Annotated in this window: 15 protein-coding genes; 12 read left to right on the plus strand and 3 right to left on the minus strand. The window is 66.1% G+C overall.

The genetic code is table 11. From position 1 onward, the window contains the following. Positions 1-251: 251 nt before the first annotated feature. Entirely contained in the window at positions 252-1,022 is a 771-nt protein-coding gene (locus AB0H76_RS09480) for an SDR family oxidoreductase (RefSeq protein ID WP_357319733.1), read from the minus strand. Between the two features lie 175 nt (positions 1,023-1,197). Between AB0H76_RS09480 and AB0H76_RS09485 the strand changes: the two genes are divergently transcribed. After that, complete coding sequence (locus AB0H76_RS09485; RefSeq protein ID WP_357319736.1) at positions 1,198-2,070, plus strand: helix-turn-helix transcriptional regulator; 873 nt, start codon at positions 1,198-1,200, stop codon at positions 2,068-2,070. 136 nt (positions 2,071-2,206) lie between these two features. Here AB0H76_RS09485 and AB0H76_RS09490 read toward each other — a convergent pair whose 3' ends face one another. Next, on the minus strand, positions 2,207-3,154 hold the full coding sequence (locus AB0H76_RS09490) for an alpha/beta hydrolase (protein WP_357319738.1): 948 nt from the start codon (positions 3,152-3,154) through the stop codon (positions 2,207-2,209). A 10-nt stretch (positions 3,155-3,164) separates the two neighbouring features. Here AB0H76_RS09490 and AB0H76_RS09495 point away from each other — a divergent pair, with 10 nt between their 5' ends. Further along, positions 3,165-3,662 carry a MarR family winged helix-turn-helix transcriptional regulator gene (locus AB0H76_RS09495; RefSeq protein WP_357319740.1) on the plus strand — a complete coding sequence of 166 codons (498 nt, stop codon included), beginning with the start codon at positions 3,165-3,167 and terminating at the stop codon, positions 3,660-3,662. 206 nt (positions 3,663-3,868) lie between these two features. Here the strand turns inward: AB0H76_RS09495 and AB0H76_RS09500 are convergent, their stop codons facing one another. Beyond that, positions 3,869-4,333, minus strand: coding sequence for a CinA family protein (locus AB0H76_RS09500; protein ID WP_357319743.1), 465 nt, complete (start codon positions 4,331-4,333; stop codon positions 3,869-3,871). 277 nt (positions 4,334-4,610) lie between these two features. Between AB0H76_RS09500 and AB0H76_RS09505 the strand changes: the two genes are divergently transcribed. From AB0H76_RS09505 to AB0H76_RS09550, 10 genes are all read left to right on the plus strand, one after another. After that, positions 4,611-5,042: a Fur family transcriptional regulator gene (locus AB0H76_RS09505; protein ID WP_357319744.1), complete on the plus strand. Its 432-nt coding sequence runs from the start codon at positions 4,611-4,613 to the stop codon at positions 5,040-5,042. Positions 5,043-5,075: 33 nt separating this feature from the next. Continuing rightward, entirely contained in the window at positions 5,076-7,295 is a 2,220-nt protein-coding gene (katG, locus tag AB0H76_RS09510) for a catalase/peroxidase HPI (protein ID WP_357319747.1), read from the plus strand. Positions 7,296-7,474: 179 nt separating this feature from the next. Beyond that, positions 7,475-8,761 (plus strand): hypothetical protein, encoded by a 1,287-nt coding sequence (locus tag AB0H76_RS09515; protein ID WP_357319750.1) that lies wholly within the window; start codon positions 7,475-7,477, stop codon positions 8,759-8,761. Further along, positions 8,762-10,807, plus strand: coding sequence for a CocE/NonD family hydrolase (locus tag AB0H76_RS09520; RefSeq protein ID WP_357319752.1), 2,046 nt, complete (start codon positions 8,762-8,764; stop codon positions 10,805-10,807). 103 nt (positions 10,808-10,910) lie between these two features. Continuing rightward, entirely contained in the window at positions 10,911-11,927 is a 1,017-nt protein-coding gene (locus AB0H76_RS09525; RefSeq protein ID WP_357319755.1) for a DNA topoisomerase IB, read from the plus strand. Between the two features lie 42 nt (positions 11,928-11,969). Beyond that, positions 11,970-13,157, plus strand: a complete 1,188-nt coding sequence (locus AB0H76_RS09530) for a zinc-dependent alcohol dehydrogenase (RefSeq protein WP_357319758.1) — start codon at positions 11,970-11,972, stop codon at positions 13,155-13,157. A 358-nt stretch (positions 13,158-13,515) separates the two neighbouring features. After that, positions 13,516-14,604: a YihY/virulence factor BrkB family protein gene (locus tag AB0H76_RS09535; protein WP_357319761.1), complete on the plus strand. Its 1,089-nt coding sequence runs from the start codon at positions 13,516-13,518 to the stop codon at positions 14,602-14,604. A 541-nt stretch (positions 14,605-15,145) separates the two neighbouring features. Continuing rightward, positions 15,146-15,391: a CsbD family protein gene (locus AB0H76_RS09540; protein ID WP_357319763.1), complete on the plus strand. Its 246-nt coding sequence runs from the start codon at positions 15,146-15,148 to the stop codon at positions 15,389-15,391. A 477-nt stretch (positions 15,392-15,868) separates the two neighbouring features. Further along, a complete protein-coding gene (locus tag AB0H76_RS09545) occupies positions 15,869-16,507 on the plus strand; it encodes a LysE family translocator (RefSeq protein ID WP_357319766.1) in 639 nt (212 codons plus the stop codon). 46 nt (positions 16,508-16,553) lie between these two features. After that, positions 16,554-17,795, plus strand: a complete 1,242-nt coding sequence (locus AB0H76_RS09550) for an MFS transporter (protein ID WP_357319769.1) — start codon at positions 16,554-16,556, stop codon at positions 17,793-17,795. Positions 17,796-17,826: the final 31 nt, after the last annotated feature.

Consider the following 17,826-nt stretch of genomic DNA (forward strand, 5'->3'; position numbering starts at 1 on the left):
GAGGCGTGATCGCGGCCGGTGCGGGCAACCACGGCGCGCATCCCAGCGTGGTATGGGAACCGACCCAGGTCGTGATTGCCGCTGAACCCACCCAGCCGCCACAACCGCGCTGGTCGGCGTGGTCGCGATGATCAATGCCGCCAACCGGCTCGAGGTGATCCTGCACCAGCAGGGCGGTTCGTACCAGGTCGGTCAGTTCGGCTGACCCGCCGAACCGCGGCCCGGCCCCGAGCGGGGCCGGACCGGTCGGCTCAGGACGCCTGCCGCGTCGGCATAATGGTGATCTGCTGCAGGTTGACGTGCGCCGGCTGGGTCGCCAGGAAGTTGACCGCCTCGGCGACGTCCTCCGGATTCAGCCAGGTCATCGTCTCCTTCGCCCCCGCCAGCCACTCCAGCGCGCCCGGATCGGTGACATGCCCCTGCAATTCGGTACCGACGATGCCCGGCTCGATCGCCGACACCCGCACATCCTTGGCCCCGAGCTCCGCGCGCAGGGTACGCGACATATGCGTCACGTAAGCCTTGGTACCGGAGTACACCGCGAAGCTCGGAAAGATGTTCTGCGCGGCAATCGAGGACGTATTGATCAGATCGGCCACACCCTTTTCCGCCGCCGAGGCGATCAGCTGCGGCAGGAACGCGCCGATCACGTTCATCAGCCCCGACACGTTCAAATCGATCTGCTGCTGCCACTGCTGCAGCGGCAGCTCCTCGGCCGGGGCGGGCAGCATCACACCCGCGTTGTTGAAAAGCAGATCGGCCGTGTCCAATTCACCCGCGACCCGCTCGGCCGCGGCGGCCACAGCGGCCGCGTCGGTCACATCCACCGGCACCGCCAGCGCGACACCGCCGGCCTGTTCGATCTCCTTCACCAGCAACTCCAGCCGGTCACCGCGGCGCGCCAGCACCGCCACTTTCGCACCCGAGGCGGCCAGCCGCTTGGCGGTCGCCTCACCGAGTCCGCTGGAAGCGCCGGTCACCACGGCGACACGTCCGGCCAATGCGGAGGCATTCTGAGTCATAGGGTTATCTCCTCGTTTTCGTTCGCGGCCAACCGCCGCGTATTAGAGACAACTACGTGCGGAACCCCTTGTGAGCGCCAAAAATGGCCCTGCTCGACCGCGGTCCAGCCAACCTCGGTCCACCAGACCCACCTTGGTTGCCCCGGGTGTGCGCGGGACCCGGCAGACTGGACCCGTGGAACACAACGCCGAGCTCAAGGAGTTCTTGCGGAGCCGTCGCGCGCGCCTGAACGTCGATGACATGGCGATCGGCGGAACCGGGGGCGTCCGCCGGGTCCCCGGGCTGCGTCGCGAAGAGGTCGCGCAGCTGGCCGGGGTGAGCGTCGACTACTACAGCCGCCTCGAACAGGGCCGCAACCTCAATGTGTCGGACGAGGTGCTCGACGCCGTCGCCCGCGCGCTGCGCCTCGACGAGACCGAACGCTCCTACCTCTTCCAGATCGCCCGCACCAACCCGCGCCGGCCCCGCCGCCGCACACCCGCCCGGGTCCAGCGGGTCCGGCCCGGAATCCGGCGCATCCTGGAAACCCTCGACGACGTAACCCCCGCCTTCGTCTTCGGCCGCCGCATGGACATCCTCGCCACCAACCACCTGGCCCGCGCCCTGATGACCGATTTCGAGGCCCTCCCGCCCCGCGACCGCAACATGCTGCGCTACTGCTTCCTCGACGAATCCGCCCGCGAACTATACGTGGACTGGGAAGAGGTAGCCCGCGACAACGTCGGCATCCTGCGCCTGGACGCCGGCCGCCACCCCGACGACCCCCTCCTGGCCGAACTGGTCGGCGAACTGTCCATCAAAAGCCCCGAATTCCGCCGCTGGTGGGCCGACCACAATGTCCGCGAACGCAGCTACGGCACCAAGCGCTACCACCACCCCTTGGTCGGCGACCTCACCATCGACTACGAAAGTGTCGCGCTACCAGGCGATCCCGACCAGAACCTGTGCATCTACACAGCCGAGGCGGGTTCGGCCTCGGAGTCCGCGCTGCGTCTGCTCGCCAGCTGGACGGTGAGCGCACCGGCGGTAACCGAACTCGCCCCATAGCGTCAAACCGCCCCTCGTTCCCACGCCCAGGAAACCGACGCGCTAATCATTGTCTGGGCATGGGGAGCGACGTCGCTGGGCACCGGCAATACGCGCTGGAATGCCGGTGGGCGTACGAGGGTGCGAGCCTCCTCGATCATCCAGCAGTGCGATCCGCCATCTCATTCGAAGCGGTTTGCTGGGGGGATGTAGCCGATGACGCCCCGCAAGAGGTGGAGGTGACGGTGTCCAGGAACTCCGCTACGAGCCGGTTGTAGACCTGCGGTTGTTCCATATTCGGGTAATGGCCCGCGTCATCGATCATGGTGCGACGGCCGTTGGGAACCGCGTCGAGCAACCGATCCACCGTCGCTATCAGGCCGGGTGAGTCGTATACGCCGTCAAGGGCCAGCACCGGGCAGCGGATAGCCTGTGCGCGGGTCATGACATCGGCCACGGCGATGCTGTGATCCGGTTCCGGGACAGTATGTTTGGCCAGCGTGCGTGCTGCCATCCGCCGAAGTTTCGCGAGTACGCCTGGATCGACCTCGTCCAGCGCACGATCTGGACCGGCCGCCCAGCACACGAAAGCATCCATCCAAGCAGCGACATCGCGCCGCGCCAGCGCGTCCTCCTGGATCGTGGCGACCTCGCGGGACCATCGATCCCGGAACTCGGGCTCTCCGATACCGCGCCCGCTGACGACGAGCCCATCGACCAGCTCCGGATACTCGATCGCGGCGTCGATCGCGATCATCGCTCCCATCGAGACTCCGACCAGCACAGCGGAATTCACGTTGAGATGACGCAATAGTGCGGCTAGATCGTCGACCTGACGGAATGGCTTGGCGGCATTGGCGGAGGCGCCGTGTCCACGGGCGTCGGGAGTGATCACCCGGTAGTGGCGACCGAGCGCCGACAGTTGCGGATCGAACATGGTGAAGTCCGTGAAGCCGGCGTGCAGCAACACCACCGGGGTGCCGACGCCGCCGGAGTCGCGATAGGCCAAAGTGCCGTCGGCTGAGTCGAATCCGAGTACATCGGTAACGGTGAACATGACAACTAAGGTGTCATAAGCATGACAGTTTGACAACTGAGGTGTCATAGTTGTGGGTGTGGCCGATCCTCTGACACCCGATGAACTCGCCCGACGACTGCGGGAGGTCTTCGCCCAGGTCGGCGTCCTTTATCGCCACGTCTATCGCAGGATCGAGCAGGAGGCGCTGCCGCAGGGCCTGTCGGTCGGCGTCCGTGCAGTCTGCGAGTTACTCGACGTGAGCGGGCCTGCGACCGTTCCGCAGATGGGACGAACTTTGGCGTTGAGTCGCCAGTTCGTGCAGCGCATGGTCAACGATGCGCACGCGACGCATCTGGTCGAGACGCGTGACAACCCGCGCCATCAACGCTCACCCCTGATCGCGCTGACCCCGGAAGGGCAGAAGGTAATTGCGGCGACCATCGCCCGCGAGCATGCTGTCCTGCGCGATGTCGGTGGCGAACTCACCGCTGCCGAGATAGACACCTGCCTGCGCGTCCTGCACCACTTGGGGCGCCCCTTTGTAGAGGGCGGCCTCTACGAAGCGGCGCTTCCTGCACCGCACATTCAGGGCTGATGTGCCCCGCGCTGACTTAATCAGTACGAGTGAGCGATGGTGCCGCGGAGCGCGCGATCCCGAGGGCTGAGGCATCGGCCGACGAAACCACTGATCTGGCTCCATTACACGATGTCTGGCAGAAGCCGATGGAACGGGTCAGTTTGGTGAAGAGTCCAGCGATGCCGACCGGGTGGGTCGCTTACCTTGCTCTGTCTTGGCAGCCGTCAGGCGGCCCGGGCTTTCACGGCGGTGAGCAGAAGATCGAGCGCGTGGGCGATGGTCTGGTCGAGGACTTTCCCGGGTTCGCCGTCGAAGTGCCGGTGTTCGGCGATGGTGTCGTTCGGGGTGGACATCGCGAACCAGACCGAGCCCGGTGGTTCGCCATCCTGTGAGTCGGGGCCACCGGCGCCGGTCACCGCGATGGCAAGGGTGGCGTCGAGCAGGGCCCGGACACCGTCGGCCATGGCGACGGCGGCGGGTTCGCAGACCACCGGGCCCGGTGGGACCTTCAACAGGTCGTGTTTGACGGTGCGGGAGTAGGCGACGATGCCGCCGCGGAACCAGTCGCCGGAGGAGGACGCCGCGCCGAGGGCGGCGCACAGATTGCCCCCGGTGAGCGATTCCGCAACGGCTACGGTCAATTCGCTCTCGGCAGCGAGGGTGGCCAGCTGCTCTGCCACTGCTTGCAACGAACCTCCTGGTCAGCTTATTCGCCGAAGGTGCCGGCGAGTTGTCCGCTTCAGAACGCCGAGCGCCAGGCTACCTGGCGGAGCCTGCCGCCACGGTACTGTTTCCAGCGCTGACTCCGCCGAGTGCCTTCGGCGGTGAACGAGTGATCGCGGGGTGGCGGTGAAAACTGGCCTCGTGAACCGGGTTTCGGTCGGGTCGGAAGCTGAATCGCCGTGGTGATCAGGGTTCCACCGAGAATCCTTGACTCGTTCAAGAGTGCGGACGAGACTTTCGAGGGTGTCCACGGCCACGGATTTCCAGCAGATGCTGCGGGAAGTTTCACTGCGTGTGACCGCGCCGCGTGTGGCGGTGCTGAACGCGGTCCACGAAAACCCGCATGCCGATACGGATTCGATCATCCGCTCGGTGCGATCGCGCCTATCGGCGGTCTCGCACCAGGCGGTGTACGACTCGCTGCACACGCTCACCGCCGTCGGCCTGCTCCGGCGCATCCAGCCCTTCGGTTCGGTGGCGCGATACGAGACCCGCGTCGGCGACAACCACCATCACCTCGTCTGCCGGACGTGCGGGGTCATCGCGGATGTCGATTGTGCCATCGGTGCGGCCCCATGTCTGACCGCCTCCGATGACCACGGTTTCGCGATCGACGAAGCCGAGGTCATCTACTGGGGTCTGTGTCCTGACTGTGCGACATCGCCCCGGCCCTGAGCAGCCCGCTCCACCCCTTCAGGAAGGAATGTTGTGACATCCGATAGTCGTCCACCGGTTCCCGGCACCGAGACTCGCAGCGAGAGCGAGAGCGAGAATCCGGCGATCCCGTCCCCGACCCCCAAGACCGACCAGCGTCCGCGCGGCAATGCGGACTGGTGGCCCGAGCAGATCGATGTCTCGGTACTGCACGCCCATTCGTCCAAAGCCAACCCGCTGGGCGAGGATTTCGATTACGCCGAAGAATTCGCCAAGCTCGATGTCGAGGCGCTCAAATCCGACGTCGCGGCGGTGCTGACCGATTCGCAGGACTGGTGGCCCGCCGACTACGGCAACTACGGCGGCCTGTTCATCCGGATGAGCTGGCATGCCGCGGGCACCTACCGCATCGCCGACGGACGCGGCGGCGGCGGCCAGGGCGCGCAGCGCTTCGCCCCACTCAACAGTTGGCCCGACAACGCCAACCTGGACAAGGCGCGCCGCTTGCTCTGGCCGGTCAAGCAGAAGTACGGCAACAGCGTCTCCTGGGCCGACCTGCTGGTGTTCGCCGGGAACGTGGCGTTGGAGTCGATGGGCTTCCACACCTTCGGTTTCGGCTTCGGCCGCCCCGATATCTGGGAGCCGGAGGAGATCTTCTGGGGCCCGGAGGACACCTGGCTGGGCGATGAGCGCTACAGCGGCGAGCGCGAGCTGTCGGGTCCGCTCGGCGCGGTCCAGATGGGCTTGATCTATGTGAATCCGGAGGGGCCCAACGGCCAGCCGGATCCGGTCGCCGCGGCGCGCGATATCCGGGACACGTTCGGGCGCATGGCCATGAACGACCAGGAGACGGCGGCCCTGATCGTCGGCGGCCACAGCTTCGGTAAGACCCACGGCGCGGGCGACGCCGATCTCGTCGGCCCCGAGCCCGAAGCCGCACCACTCGAGCAGCAGGGCCTGGGCTGGAAGAGCACCTACGGCACCGGCAAGGGCAAGGACGCCATCACCAGCGGTCTTGAGGTCGTCTGGACCTCGACTCCGACCAAGTGGGGCAACGGTTTTCTGCAAAACCTCTACGGCCATGAGTGGGAACTGACCAAGAGCCCCGCCGGGGCCTGGCAGTGGACCGCCAAGGACGCCGAAGCGAGCATCCCGGATCCGTTCGACGGGCCCGCCCGCAAACCCACCATGCTGACCACCGACCTGGCGCTGCGCGAGGATTCGGTCTACCGGGAGATCACCAGCCGCTGGCTGGAGCATCCGGAGGAGCTGTCCGAGGCGTTCGCCAAGGCCTGGTACAAGCTGCTGCACCGCGATATGGGTCCGGTCAGCCGCTACCTCGGACCGTGGGTGCCCGAGCCGCAGCTGTGGCAGGACCCGGTGCCGGCTGTCGATCACGAACTGATCGGCGCGCAGGATATCGCCGCCCTGAAGGGCAAGATCCTGGAATCGGGTCTGTCGGTCCCGCAGCTGGTCAAGACGGCCTGGGCGTCGGCGGCGAGCTTCCGCAGCACCGACAAACGGGGCGGCGCCAACGGTGCCCGGATTCGGCTGGAACCGCAAAAGAATTGGGAGATCAACGAACCCGCGGAACTGGGCAAGGTACTGCCCGTCCTGGAACAGATCCAGCAGGACTTCAACGGCGCGGGCGGCAAGCAGGTTTCGCTCGCCGACGTAATCATCCTCGCCGGCTCCGCTGCCATCGAGAAGGCAGCCAAGGAGGCCGGCCACGACATCACGGTGCCCTTCCGGCCGGGACGAACCGACGCGACCCAGGAGAACACCGATGTGGAGTCGTTCGCGGTGCTCGAACCGCGGGCCGACGGCTTCCGCAACTACGTGCGCACGGGGGAGAAGGCTCCGCTGGAGCGCTTGCTGCTGGACCGGGCATACATGCTCGATGTGACGGCTCCAGAACTGACGGTCCTGATCGGCGGCCTGCGTGCGCTCGGCGCCAACTACGGCGGCAGCTCGCACGGCGTCTTCACCGACCGCCCGGGCGCCTTGACGAACGATTTCTTCGTCAACGTGCTCGATATGAATACCGAGTGGAAGCCGTCCGGCACGGCGGAGAACGTGTACGACGGGGTCGACCGGCGTTCCGGCGAGACCAAGTGGACCGCGACCGCCAATGATCTTCTCTTCGGCTCGCATTCGGTCCTGCGCGCCGTGGCCGAGGTCTACGCGCAGCAGGACGCGGGCGCGCGTTTCGTCCGCGACTTCGTGGCCGCGTGGGTCAAGGTCGCCGAGAACGATCGCTTCGACCTCGCCTGATCCGGTCGACCGATGGTCGGCGACACGCGAAGTCGCCGACCATCTCTCCTCTCGAGCCAACCGATCCAGCGGCACCTATCCCGCAACGTGCCAGTTAGTGGCCGGTCAACCCCGAAGCCGGGCCGACCCGTGGTGACCAGCGAGTGTTTCAGAGCGTGCGGCGCGGCTAGCCCTCAGTTATGACGAAGAGTGTTTTCGTTCCTGCCCTGACCGACCTGCAGCGCGGGGAGATCGACACGGTCGATCTGCCCGATGGGATGCGGTTGCATCAACTGCTGGACTACGAGACCTTGGTCGGAGCTGAGGAATTCGACTTCGAGGATCTGCTCGACCGCGCCCGCAGCGAACTGCGCGCACACGACGGCGCGGTCGATGCGATCATCGTCCACTGGGACTTTCCGACCAGCGTGATCGTGCCGATTCTCGCGGCCGAGCGCGGCCTGCCCTCGCCGAGCCTGGAGAGCGTGCTCCGATCGGAGCACAAGCTGTGGAGCCGGGTGCTGCAGCAGGAATCGGTACCTGAGTGCGTGCCCAAGTTCAGTGCCTTCGATCCCTTCGATCCCGATGCCCTGGACACGATCGATGTGGCGTTCCCGTTCTGGGTGAAACCGATCAAATCCCACTCCTCGCAACTGGGGTTCGAGGTGTCCACGCCCGACGAGTTCGCCGCCGCGACCAAGCGCATCCGGGCCGAGATCGGCCGGATCGCTGACCCGTTCGATCAGGCCCTGGCCCATGTGGATGTGCCTGAGCAGGTCCGCGCGGCCGGCGGCCGAACCTGCCTGGCCGAACAGATCGTCACCGGTGTTCAGGCCGCCCCCGAGGGGTCGATGTTCGGCGGCGAGTTTCACGTGCACGGCGTCTTCGATATGCGCAAGGACGCCGCCGGCCACAGCTTCTCCCACCTCGACTATCCCGCCGCGACGGTGCCGGAGCCGGTGCAGCAGCAGATGATCGAGATCACCGAGCGCTATCTGCGTCACACCGGATACGACAACGGCTGCTTCAACTCCGAATTCATGTGGGACGAGGAAACGGGGAAACTGTGGTTGATCGAGATCAACACCCGTATCTCGCAGTCGCACAGTGACTTGTTCGCCAAGGTCGACGGCGTCTCCAACCACTCCGTCGCCATCGACGTCGCCCTGGGTCGCCGACCCGAAATGTCGCACCGTGAGGGCGAATTCGCGGTCGCGGCGCAGTGCATGGTGCCCCGATACGAGGACGGCGTAGTGACCCGAATCCCCGGACCGGAAGAGATCGCCGCCCTGCGGGAGCGCTTCCCGGGCACGGTGGTCCAGATCGATGTCGCGGTCGGTGACCGCCTCTCGGAACTGTCCGACCAGGACAGCTACCGATACAAACTCGCCACCCTGTACATCGGCGCCGCCGATCACGACGCCCTCGAGCAGCGCTACCAGGACTGTCTCGAGGCCCTGCCGTTCGAATTCGAGGAGGTCGCCTGAGTGCACACGGTCGAATCGTTCCCCTACGAGGTCCGAACCACCGAAAACGTCTTCATCCCGATGCGCGACGGCACGCGCCTGGCGGCTCGGCTGTGGCGGCCGGTGACCGACGAGGCCATGCCCGCCGTGTTCGAATACATCCCCTACCGCAAGCGCGACATCACCCGCGCGCGCGATTCGGTCAACCACCCGTACCTGGCCGGCCACGGCTACGTCTGCGTGCGCGTGGACCTGCGCGGCAGCGGTGACTCCGAGGGCGTACTGCGCGACGAATATCTCGAGGCCGAGCACGACGACGCCTGCGACGTCATCGAATGGCTGGCCGCGCAGCCGTGGTGTGACGGCAACGTGGGCATGATGGGCATCTCCTGGGGTGGCTTCAACAGTCTGCAGGTCGCGGCCCGCCGCCCGCCCGCGCTGAAGGCGATCGTGAGCGCTTCGGCCACCGAGGACCTCTACGTCGACAACATGCACTACATGGGCGGCTGCCTGCTCTCGGACAATCTGTCCGAGGCGACGGTGATGTTCGCGTTCAACAGCCTGCCGCCGGACCCCGCGATCGTGGGGGACCGGTGGCGCGAGATGTGGCGGGAACGCCTGGCGGGCAGCGGTTTGTGGATCGAGCAGTGGCTCGAGCATCAACATCGCGACGACTATTGGAAGCGAGCCTCGGTCAATGAGGACTACAGCGCCGTGCAATGCCCGGTACTGGCTGTCGGCGGTTGGGCCGACGGCTACACCAACGCGATCTTCCGACTGCTCGAGCATTTGCAGGTGCCGCGTCGCGGGTTGATCGGCCCGTGGGGTCACAAGTACCCGCATCTGGGTGTGCCCGGACCGGCGATCGGGTTCTTGCAGGAGATGGTCCGCTGGTGGGACCACTGGCTCAAGGGCCGCGAGACCGGAATCATGGACGAGCCGATGCTGCGCGCCTGGATGCAGGACAGCATCTCGCCACACCCGTCCTACGCCGACCGGCCCGGCCGCTGGGTCGGCGAAAAACAGTGGCCCGCACCGGATATCGCGCCGCGCCGATTCGGGCTCGGCCGACATTCCCTGTCCGAGGACCTCGGCGCGGAGGAACCGCGCACGTTGTCGGTGCAGTCGCCGCTGAGTGTCGGCATGTTCGCGGGCAAGTGGGCATCGTATGCGGCAACACCGGACCTGCCCTCGGATCAGCGGGAAGAGGACGGCGGTTCCCTGGTCTTCGAAACCGACGCGCTGGCGGAGACCTTCGAAGTCCTCGGCCTGCCGGCGCTCGACCTCGAGATCACCGCCGATCGGCCGAACGCGATGGTGGCGGCCCGGCTCTCCGATGTCGCGCCCAACGGCGAGGCGACCCGGGTGACCTATGGCCTGCTCAACCTGTCCCATCGGGACGGCAGCGCGGCGCCGGAGCCGCTCGAGCCGGGCCGGGTGTACCGGGTGCGCGTGCCGCTGAACGGCCTGGCACATTCCTTCCCGCCCGGGCATCGGATCCGGCTGTCGGTGTCCTCGTCGTACTGGCCGCTGGCATGGCCCTCACCGGAACCGGCGATGCTGACGATCACCACCGGGCGCAGCGCCCTGACCTTGCCGCACCGCCCGGCCCGAGCGGACGACGATCGGCTGCGCCCCTTCGATCCCCCCGAAGGCGCACCCGAAGCCGCCGCCGCCCAGATCGAACCCGGCAAGCACCACTGGAAGGTCGAACGCGACCTGGCCAGCGGCGTCTCCACCCTCGAGATCGAGAACGACCAAGGCACCCTCGCACTCGACGAGGTCGGAACCCTCGTGCGCGGCGCGACCACAGAGTGGTTCAGCTCGCGCCACAACGATGTCGGCTCGGTGCGCGGCGAAACCCGCACGGTGCGCCGGTTGGAGCGCGACGAGTGGCGCACCGAGGTCGTCACGAACACCGTATTGAGTTGTACCGCCGAAGAATTCGTGGTGGACGCCCAGTTGGATGCCTTCGAACTGGAAGCGCCGTCGGCCGATCCGCGGACGGCACGAAAGCGGGTGTACTCCCAGAACTGGCATCGACGAATACCCCGTGATCTGGTCTGATCGGCGACTTGCCGGCGGTGGCGGAGCTCGCGGGCTCGTTTGCCGGGACGCCTGAGGGGAATCTCGATCGCGGGCCCTTTGGACGACGTCATAGAGGAGCACGATGCGGTTGCGGCGAAGTACGCCCTACGGACCTGGTATCCGGCGCGTGGGTCGTGGTCGTGGCTTCAGCTATGCCACCGTCGCGGGCGAGCGGGTCACCGACGCGGAGACGCTCGATCGGATCCGCGCCCTGGTGATCCCGCCCGCCTGGCGCGAGGTGTGGATCTGCCCGCACCTCAACGGTCACATTCAAGCGGTGGGTGTCGATGCCGCTGGGCGTCGTCAGTATCTCTACCACGAGAGATGGCGTCATGATCGGGACGAGGAGAAGTTCGATCGCGTTCTGGAGCTGGCGGCGGGGTTGCCCGTGGTGCGCGAGCGGATTCACGCCGATCTGCGCCGCACCGGCCTGGACCGGGAGCGGGTGACCGCCGTCGCCCTGGGCTTGGTGGACCGAGGTGTGTTCCGGGTCGGCGGGGAGTCCTACGCCGAGGAGAACGGCACCCGTGGCGTGGCGACTCTACTGCGCGAACAGGTGCGCCTCTCGGGTGACGAGATGCAGTTCGATTACCTGGCAAAAGGCGGGATCCGGCGGCGGGTGCGCATCGCGGATCCGGATCTGGCCGGCGCCATTCGCTCGCTGCGTCGCAGCCGATCCGGTTCGCAGCGGCTGCTCGTCTACCGGCAGGGCGCGCGCTACGGCGAGCTGCACGCCGAGGACATCAACGACCGATTCCGGGAACTGGCCGAGTGCGACTGCAGTGCCAAAGATCTGCGGACCTGGCACGGCACCGTGCTCGCCGCTGCCGGTTTTGCCGCCGCCGACCGCCCGGACTCGCGCCGGGCGCGACAGGCTGTCGAACGCGAAGTGATCACTAATGTTGCAGCGGCGCTGGGCAATACGCCCGCTGTCGCGCGCGAATCCTACGTCGACCCGCGGGTGCTGGAAGCCTTCGAGCGGGGCTCGACGATTTCGGCGGCCGTGCGCAGAGCGGCGGCCGCGGACTCGGACCAGGAGAGTCAGCGCATCGTGGAGCGAGCGGTGATCCGGCTGCTGCGCGGCGCGCGCAAGGGCTGAGACGGCCCTGTCCCTATTGGTAGCTGACAGTTTGGAGCGAACATGAAGGCAGTGACGTGGCAAGGCAAGCGCAAGGTCGGCGTCGAGACCGTGCCCGATCCGCGGATCGAAGCGCCGACCGACGCGGTGATCCGGGTGACCTCCTCCGGCATCTGCGGGTCGGACCTGCACCTCTACGAGGTGCTCGGCGCCTACATGAGCCCGGGTGACATTCTCGGGCACGAGCCGATGGGTGTGGTCGAGGAGGTCGGCCCCGGCGTGCGCGAGCTGGCGGTGGGGGACCGGGTGGTGATCCCGTTCCAGATCGCGTGTGGTTCCTGTTTCATGTGCGGGCAGGGGTTGAGCACCCAGTGCGAGACCACCCAGGTGCGCGAACAAGGCAGCGGGGCTGCGCTTTTCGGCTATTCGAAGCTCTACGGCCAGGTTCCTGGCGGGCAAGCGGAATACTTGCGGGTCCCGCACGCCGACTTCACCCACATCAAGGTTCCCGAGGGCCCGCCCGACAGCCGTTTCCTCTATCTCTCGGATGTGCTGCCGACTGCGTGGCAGGCGGTCGAATACGCGGCGGTGCCCAAGGACGGCTCGCTGACCGTGCTGGGTCTAGGACCGATCGGTGACATGGCCTGCCGGGTGGCTGCCCACCGTGGGATTCGGGTCATCGGCGTCGATCTGGTGCCGGAACGGTTGCGCCGAGTCGCTGAACACGGGATCGAGACCATCGATCTGACCGCGATCGATCAGCCCGTCGGTGACGTGGTCCGGGCGCTGACCGAGGGGCGGGGGACCGACTCGGTCATCGACGCGGTGGGCATGGAGGCGCACGGTTCCCCGATCGCCTCGATCGCGCAACGCGCAGCCGGCTATCTACCGGATGTACTGGGGCAGAAGGTGACCGATGTCGCCGGCGTCGACCGATTGGCCGCGCTGCACAGCGCGATCGACATCGTGCGCCGCGGCGGCACGGTCTCGCTGATCGGTGTGTACGGCGGCATGCTCGACCCGATGCCGATGCGTGTGCTGTTCGACAAGCAGATTCAGTTACGGATGGGGCAGGCCAATGTGAAGCACTGGGTGGATGACATCCTGCCGCTGCTCGGGGATGATGACCCTTTGGGTGTGCAGACGTTCGCTACCCATCGGCTGCCGCTCGATGCCGCGCCCGAGGCCTACGATTTGTTCCAGCGCAAAGCCGACGGCGCGGTCAAGATCGTGCTCGACCCCGCCCTCTGACGAGTCTTCTACCGTCAGTGGCCTCGCTGATCGGTAAGAGCCAGGCCTTCCTTGGCTTCGACGCGCCGGTGCTCGAGCAATATCCGCGCGATCCCCGAGCGGTTTCGCCGCCGTCTACCGTCCGGACTCGCGCCGGGATCGACAGGTGGTCGAATGCGCGGTGATCGCGAATATAACTGCGGCGCTAGGCAATACGCCCGCTGTCGCCCGCGAATCCTGCGTCGGTCCGCGGGTGCGGGAGGCCTGCGATCGGTCCTGAGCCCGAGAGATGTTTACCTGCCATCACTTCGGGCACAGCGGATCTGCGTGACGTTCTATCGCGCATGCGATGGAGAAGTATCCGAGTGAGGCGAACCGAATGGCAGCAGACCGCGGCGGCCCAACCTCTGACGGGGTCGAGGGCAGCGAATTCCGGGCGACCCGTGATGAGGGTGTGGGGGTCACCCCCACCGGAGCGCGTCCCGATCTCGATCCGAACGAGCCGAGCAGCCCGGCCGAGTTGTCGAAGCCTTCGCTGCTGGCGGTGGTCAAGCGGGCCGCCAAGCAGTTCCAGCGCGACAACCTGACCGATCTGGCCGCCGCGCTGACCTACTATGCGGTGCTCTCGATCGTTCCCGGCCTCATTGTGCTGGTTTCGTTGCTGGGCTTGCTGGGTCCGAACGCCGCCGAGGACCTGATGAATCAGGCACAGCAGATCGCGCCCGGCTCGAGTGCCGAGTTCGTGCGCACATTGATCACCCAGGCGCAGTCCAACAAGGGTTCCGCCGGGCTCGGCGCGATAGTGGGTCTCGCGGTCGCGCTGTGGTCGGCGTCGGGCTATGTGGCGGCTTTCATGCGTGCCTCCAACGTCATCTACGGCATCGGCGAGGGACGCCCGTTCTGGAAGACCACTCCGATCCGGCTCGGTGTCACCGTTCTCGCGGTAGTCCTGCTGCTGATCAGCGCGGTGATCGTCGTCGCGAGCGGACCGGTCGCCCAGCAGATCGGGGAGTTCCTCGGTGTCGGGGAAACCACGGTGACGGTCTGGAATATCGCCAAGTGGCCGGTGCTGTTCATCCTGGTGTCGGTGCTGCTCGCGGTCCTGTTCTGGGCTAGTCCGAACGCCAAACAGGGTGGCGTGAAATGGATCAGTCCCGGCGGTGTCATCGCGGTTCTGATCTGGCTGGTCGTTTCGGTGCTGTTCGCGGTCTACGTCGCCAACTTCTCGTCCTATGACAAGACCTACGGCGCGCTCGCAGGTGTCGTGATCTTCCTGGTCTGGATGTGGCTGACCAACATCGCCCTGCTGCTGGGCGCCGAGATCAACGCCGAACTCGATCACGGCAAAGCCATCGCCGGGGGACTGCCCGAACACGTGGAGCCCTTCGCCGAGCCGCGCGACACCCGCAAACTCGATGACGCGGACAAGGGCGCGATCGAGGACGCGCAGTCCGCGCGGCGAGTGTGACACTGCACTCCTGGGGTCGCAGACCTGCCGCGAACGATCCACTTCTTCGTCCCGTATCTGCTCTTCGAGTGCGGCCGCCCGGGTCTTGCGCTCACCTGCTGTCGATGTTAAAAAATCATCTATGCCAGATGGCAGAGGTTATCTGTCGTCGCCAGGCACTGTTGCGAGAACTTATTCGACCGAGAACCGGAGAAGAATCGTGACCACATCTGTGCGGGCCCGCCGAGGCCACCATCCCTCCCATACGACCCCGCGCCAAAAGGCCGGCAACATAGCCGATTCCGAGGATTTTGCAGTGGTGCAGTGGCCTGAGCCCAGCCCGCTGGCCGAGTGGTGGAATGAGATCATGCAACCCGTCCGGTCCTGACTACGCACGTGGCATCGCTGCTCATGGCCGCGATGCTTATTGCTACCTCGTGACATCACACTCGAGGTGAGTTATCCCCATTCACGGTCAGGGCAACGTGTACCGATTGACGCCAACGACCGCGGGTATGCGGCCGATGTCAGGTGTTGTCGCCGTGCCGGAAGGTGAATGACTGTGTCAGAGCATGGAAGTGGACCCCGCGAGGGAGTCGAAGGTGTCGTCGAAGACGTGAAGGGCAAAGCCAAGGAGGCCGCCGGCGTCGTCACCGGAGACGAGAACCTCAAGGGTGAGGGGCAAGCCCAGCAAGACAAGGCCGAGTCTCAGCGAGAAGCCGCGGGCAAGGAAGCCGCAGCGGAGAAGGCGCGCGCCGAGGCCAATGTGGACGAGGCGCGGCAGGCCGGCCATCAGCATGATCGGTAGCCGGGAATAGCGTGAAGGTATCGGGTCGGACGGGACATGTCCGGCCCGACACCGCCGACCGGAAACCCTCTCCGGTGAGTGTCGAGCGGCGTGCCCGGGGCGGGGTTTGATCGGTTCATGACCGCATTCGCACCGAAATACCTCGCGGTGAGCGTCGCAGCCTCGGCGAGTTGCCTGCGATATCGAGTGCGGCACCCGGTAATTCGTGTCCGTGCCGGCCCATCTGTCGGCGCCACTCATCCAGCGCCGAGTAGACGAGCACGTTCGGGCTCGTGGTCATCAGCAGGTCGGCGCAGGCGCTGAGCCGGGCGGTCGATCAGGTGTGATTTCTAGCCGTGGGCGATAGCCGACGGTTGGCTCCCGGCCGCTGTCGATGCCACTTTCTCGACGAGTGACCGCTAACCAACGGTTGTCGGTCTCACGGCTGCGTGCACCGTACGAAAAGAGACGATCAACGAAACCTGGTAGGAGTGGCAGATGATCGATTGGACCGCGTTCGTTCCCGCGGCCTGCGCCCTCTCGCTGATACCCGGCCCGAACCAGTTGCTGAGCGCACGTAATGCGGTCTGCTACGGCGTTGCGGCGGCCGCGTTCGCGCTTCTCGCGCGGTTCGCCGTTTTCGCGATGATGGCGATTGCGGTGGCTTCCGGCTTGGGTACGGTTCTCACTCATTCGGCAGTAGCGTTCGTCATCGTCAAATGGGCAGGCGCCGTCTACCTGATCTATCTCGGTCTGAGACTGCTGTGGTGCGCCCGAGGCGAGCTCGGTACCAACGATCGCGCCATTGAACGGGAGGTTCTGCCTCTTCGAATTCGAGTGTGGCGGGCGATGCGTCAAGAAGTTGTGGTCGCCGCAACCAATCCCAAAGCGATGTTGCTGTTCGCCGCGTTCTTGCCGCAGTTTCTGACCTCCGACATCGACTGCGGCGGATTGCTGCTCATTCTGGCCGCCGCTTACATCGGCATCGAGGCCGTGTCTGCCGTCGGTTACACGGTTTTGGGTGGATTGTTGGGCACGCTCGCCATGACCGCTCGCGCTCACCGCTCTCTCGATAGACTCACCGGCACAGCGTTTATCGGCTTCGGCGGCTATCTCGCCACCGCGCAGCGGGCGTAGTCTCGCATCGACGCGATGCCACTCACGACTGGTCATACTCGATCGAATGAGACGGCCCACCAACATGTTTGACCGTGGACACCGGTGGCGGGGTAAGGGACGGGCGGTCGCCGCGATTGTGATCGTGTTCGCGGTCAACGGCCTCACCCTCGGGTCGTGGGTGTCGCGTGTACCCGCCGCGCGCGACACCCTCGACCTGACCACAGCCGAGATGGGCGTGCTACTGCTCGCCCCGGGAATCGGCACGCTGATCGGATTACCGCTGGGTGGACATCTTGTCGCCCGCGTGGGGCCTCGAAAGGCTTTGCTGCTCGGTGCGGTGGGCACGACGACAGCGTTGATCGCGATGATCAGTGGTCTGGTAGGCGCTACCGCACCCGTCGTCGCATTCGGACTCGGTCTCTACGGCGTAGGCATCGGGCTGTGGGACGTCGCCATGAACGTCGCGGGCGGGCGGCTGGAGAAACACAGCGGCCGGCCATTGCTGCCGATGCTGCACGCCAGCCTCAGCCTGGGCACGATCATCGGCAGCGGCGCCGGGGTGATCGCCTCCGCGACGTCGGTCTCGGTGGCGACACAGTTGATTCTCACCGCGGTACTCGCCGTCGCAGGCGTACTTTCTGCGGCTCCCTCTCTGCCCCGCGGTGGTCCAGAGGCGGATTTGTCGTCGCGGGCCGACGCGCAACACGGGAAAGTCTCGCTCATCGACGCGTGGAAAGAACCGCGCACCGTGTTCATCGGGCTGACGGTGCTGGCGTTCGCGCTCTGCGAAGGGATCGCGAGCAACTGGCTCGCGCTCGCGCTCGTCGACGGCCATCACCGGTCCGAAACGATCGGAGCGCTGGGATACGCGATCTTCATCGTCGCGCTCACTCTGGGACGTGGCGGGGGCAGCGTGATCATCGAGCGCCTGGGCCGTGCGGTCACGCTGCGGGTGCTCGCTGTAGTGGTCATCGGCGGCGCATTGTTGGTGATCTACAGCAACCATCTGGTGCTGATCATGTTCGGTTGTGCGCTGTGGGGTCTGGGGACCTCGCTCGGATTCCCGGTCGGTATGAGCGCCGCCGCTGACGAGACGGCCGATGCTGCGATACGGGTGTCGGTGGTTTCGTGGATCGGTTATGGCGCGTTCTTCTGCGCTCCGCCCGTCGTCGCCTATCTGATCGAGCGCTTCGGTCCGCTGCCGGCTTTGCTCAGTGTTGTCGTTGCCAGCCTCATCGCAGTGGTCACCGCCCACAGCACGCGCCCTCTCGCGCAGATCAAGGACGCCGACCAATCTGTTCGCTGACCGATTCGGCTCACCCCCTGACAGAGCTAAT

Source organism: Nocardia sp. NPDC050712 (assembly GCF_040654295.1).
GTDB lineage: Bacteria > Actinomycetota > Actinomycetes > Mycobacteriales > Mycobacteriaceae > Nocardia.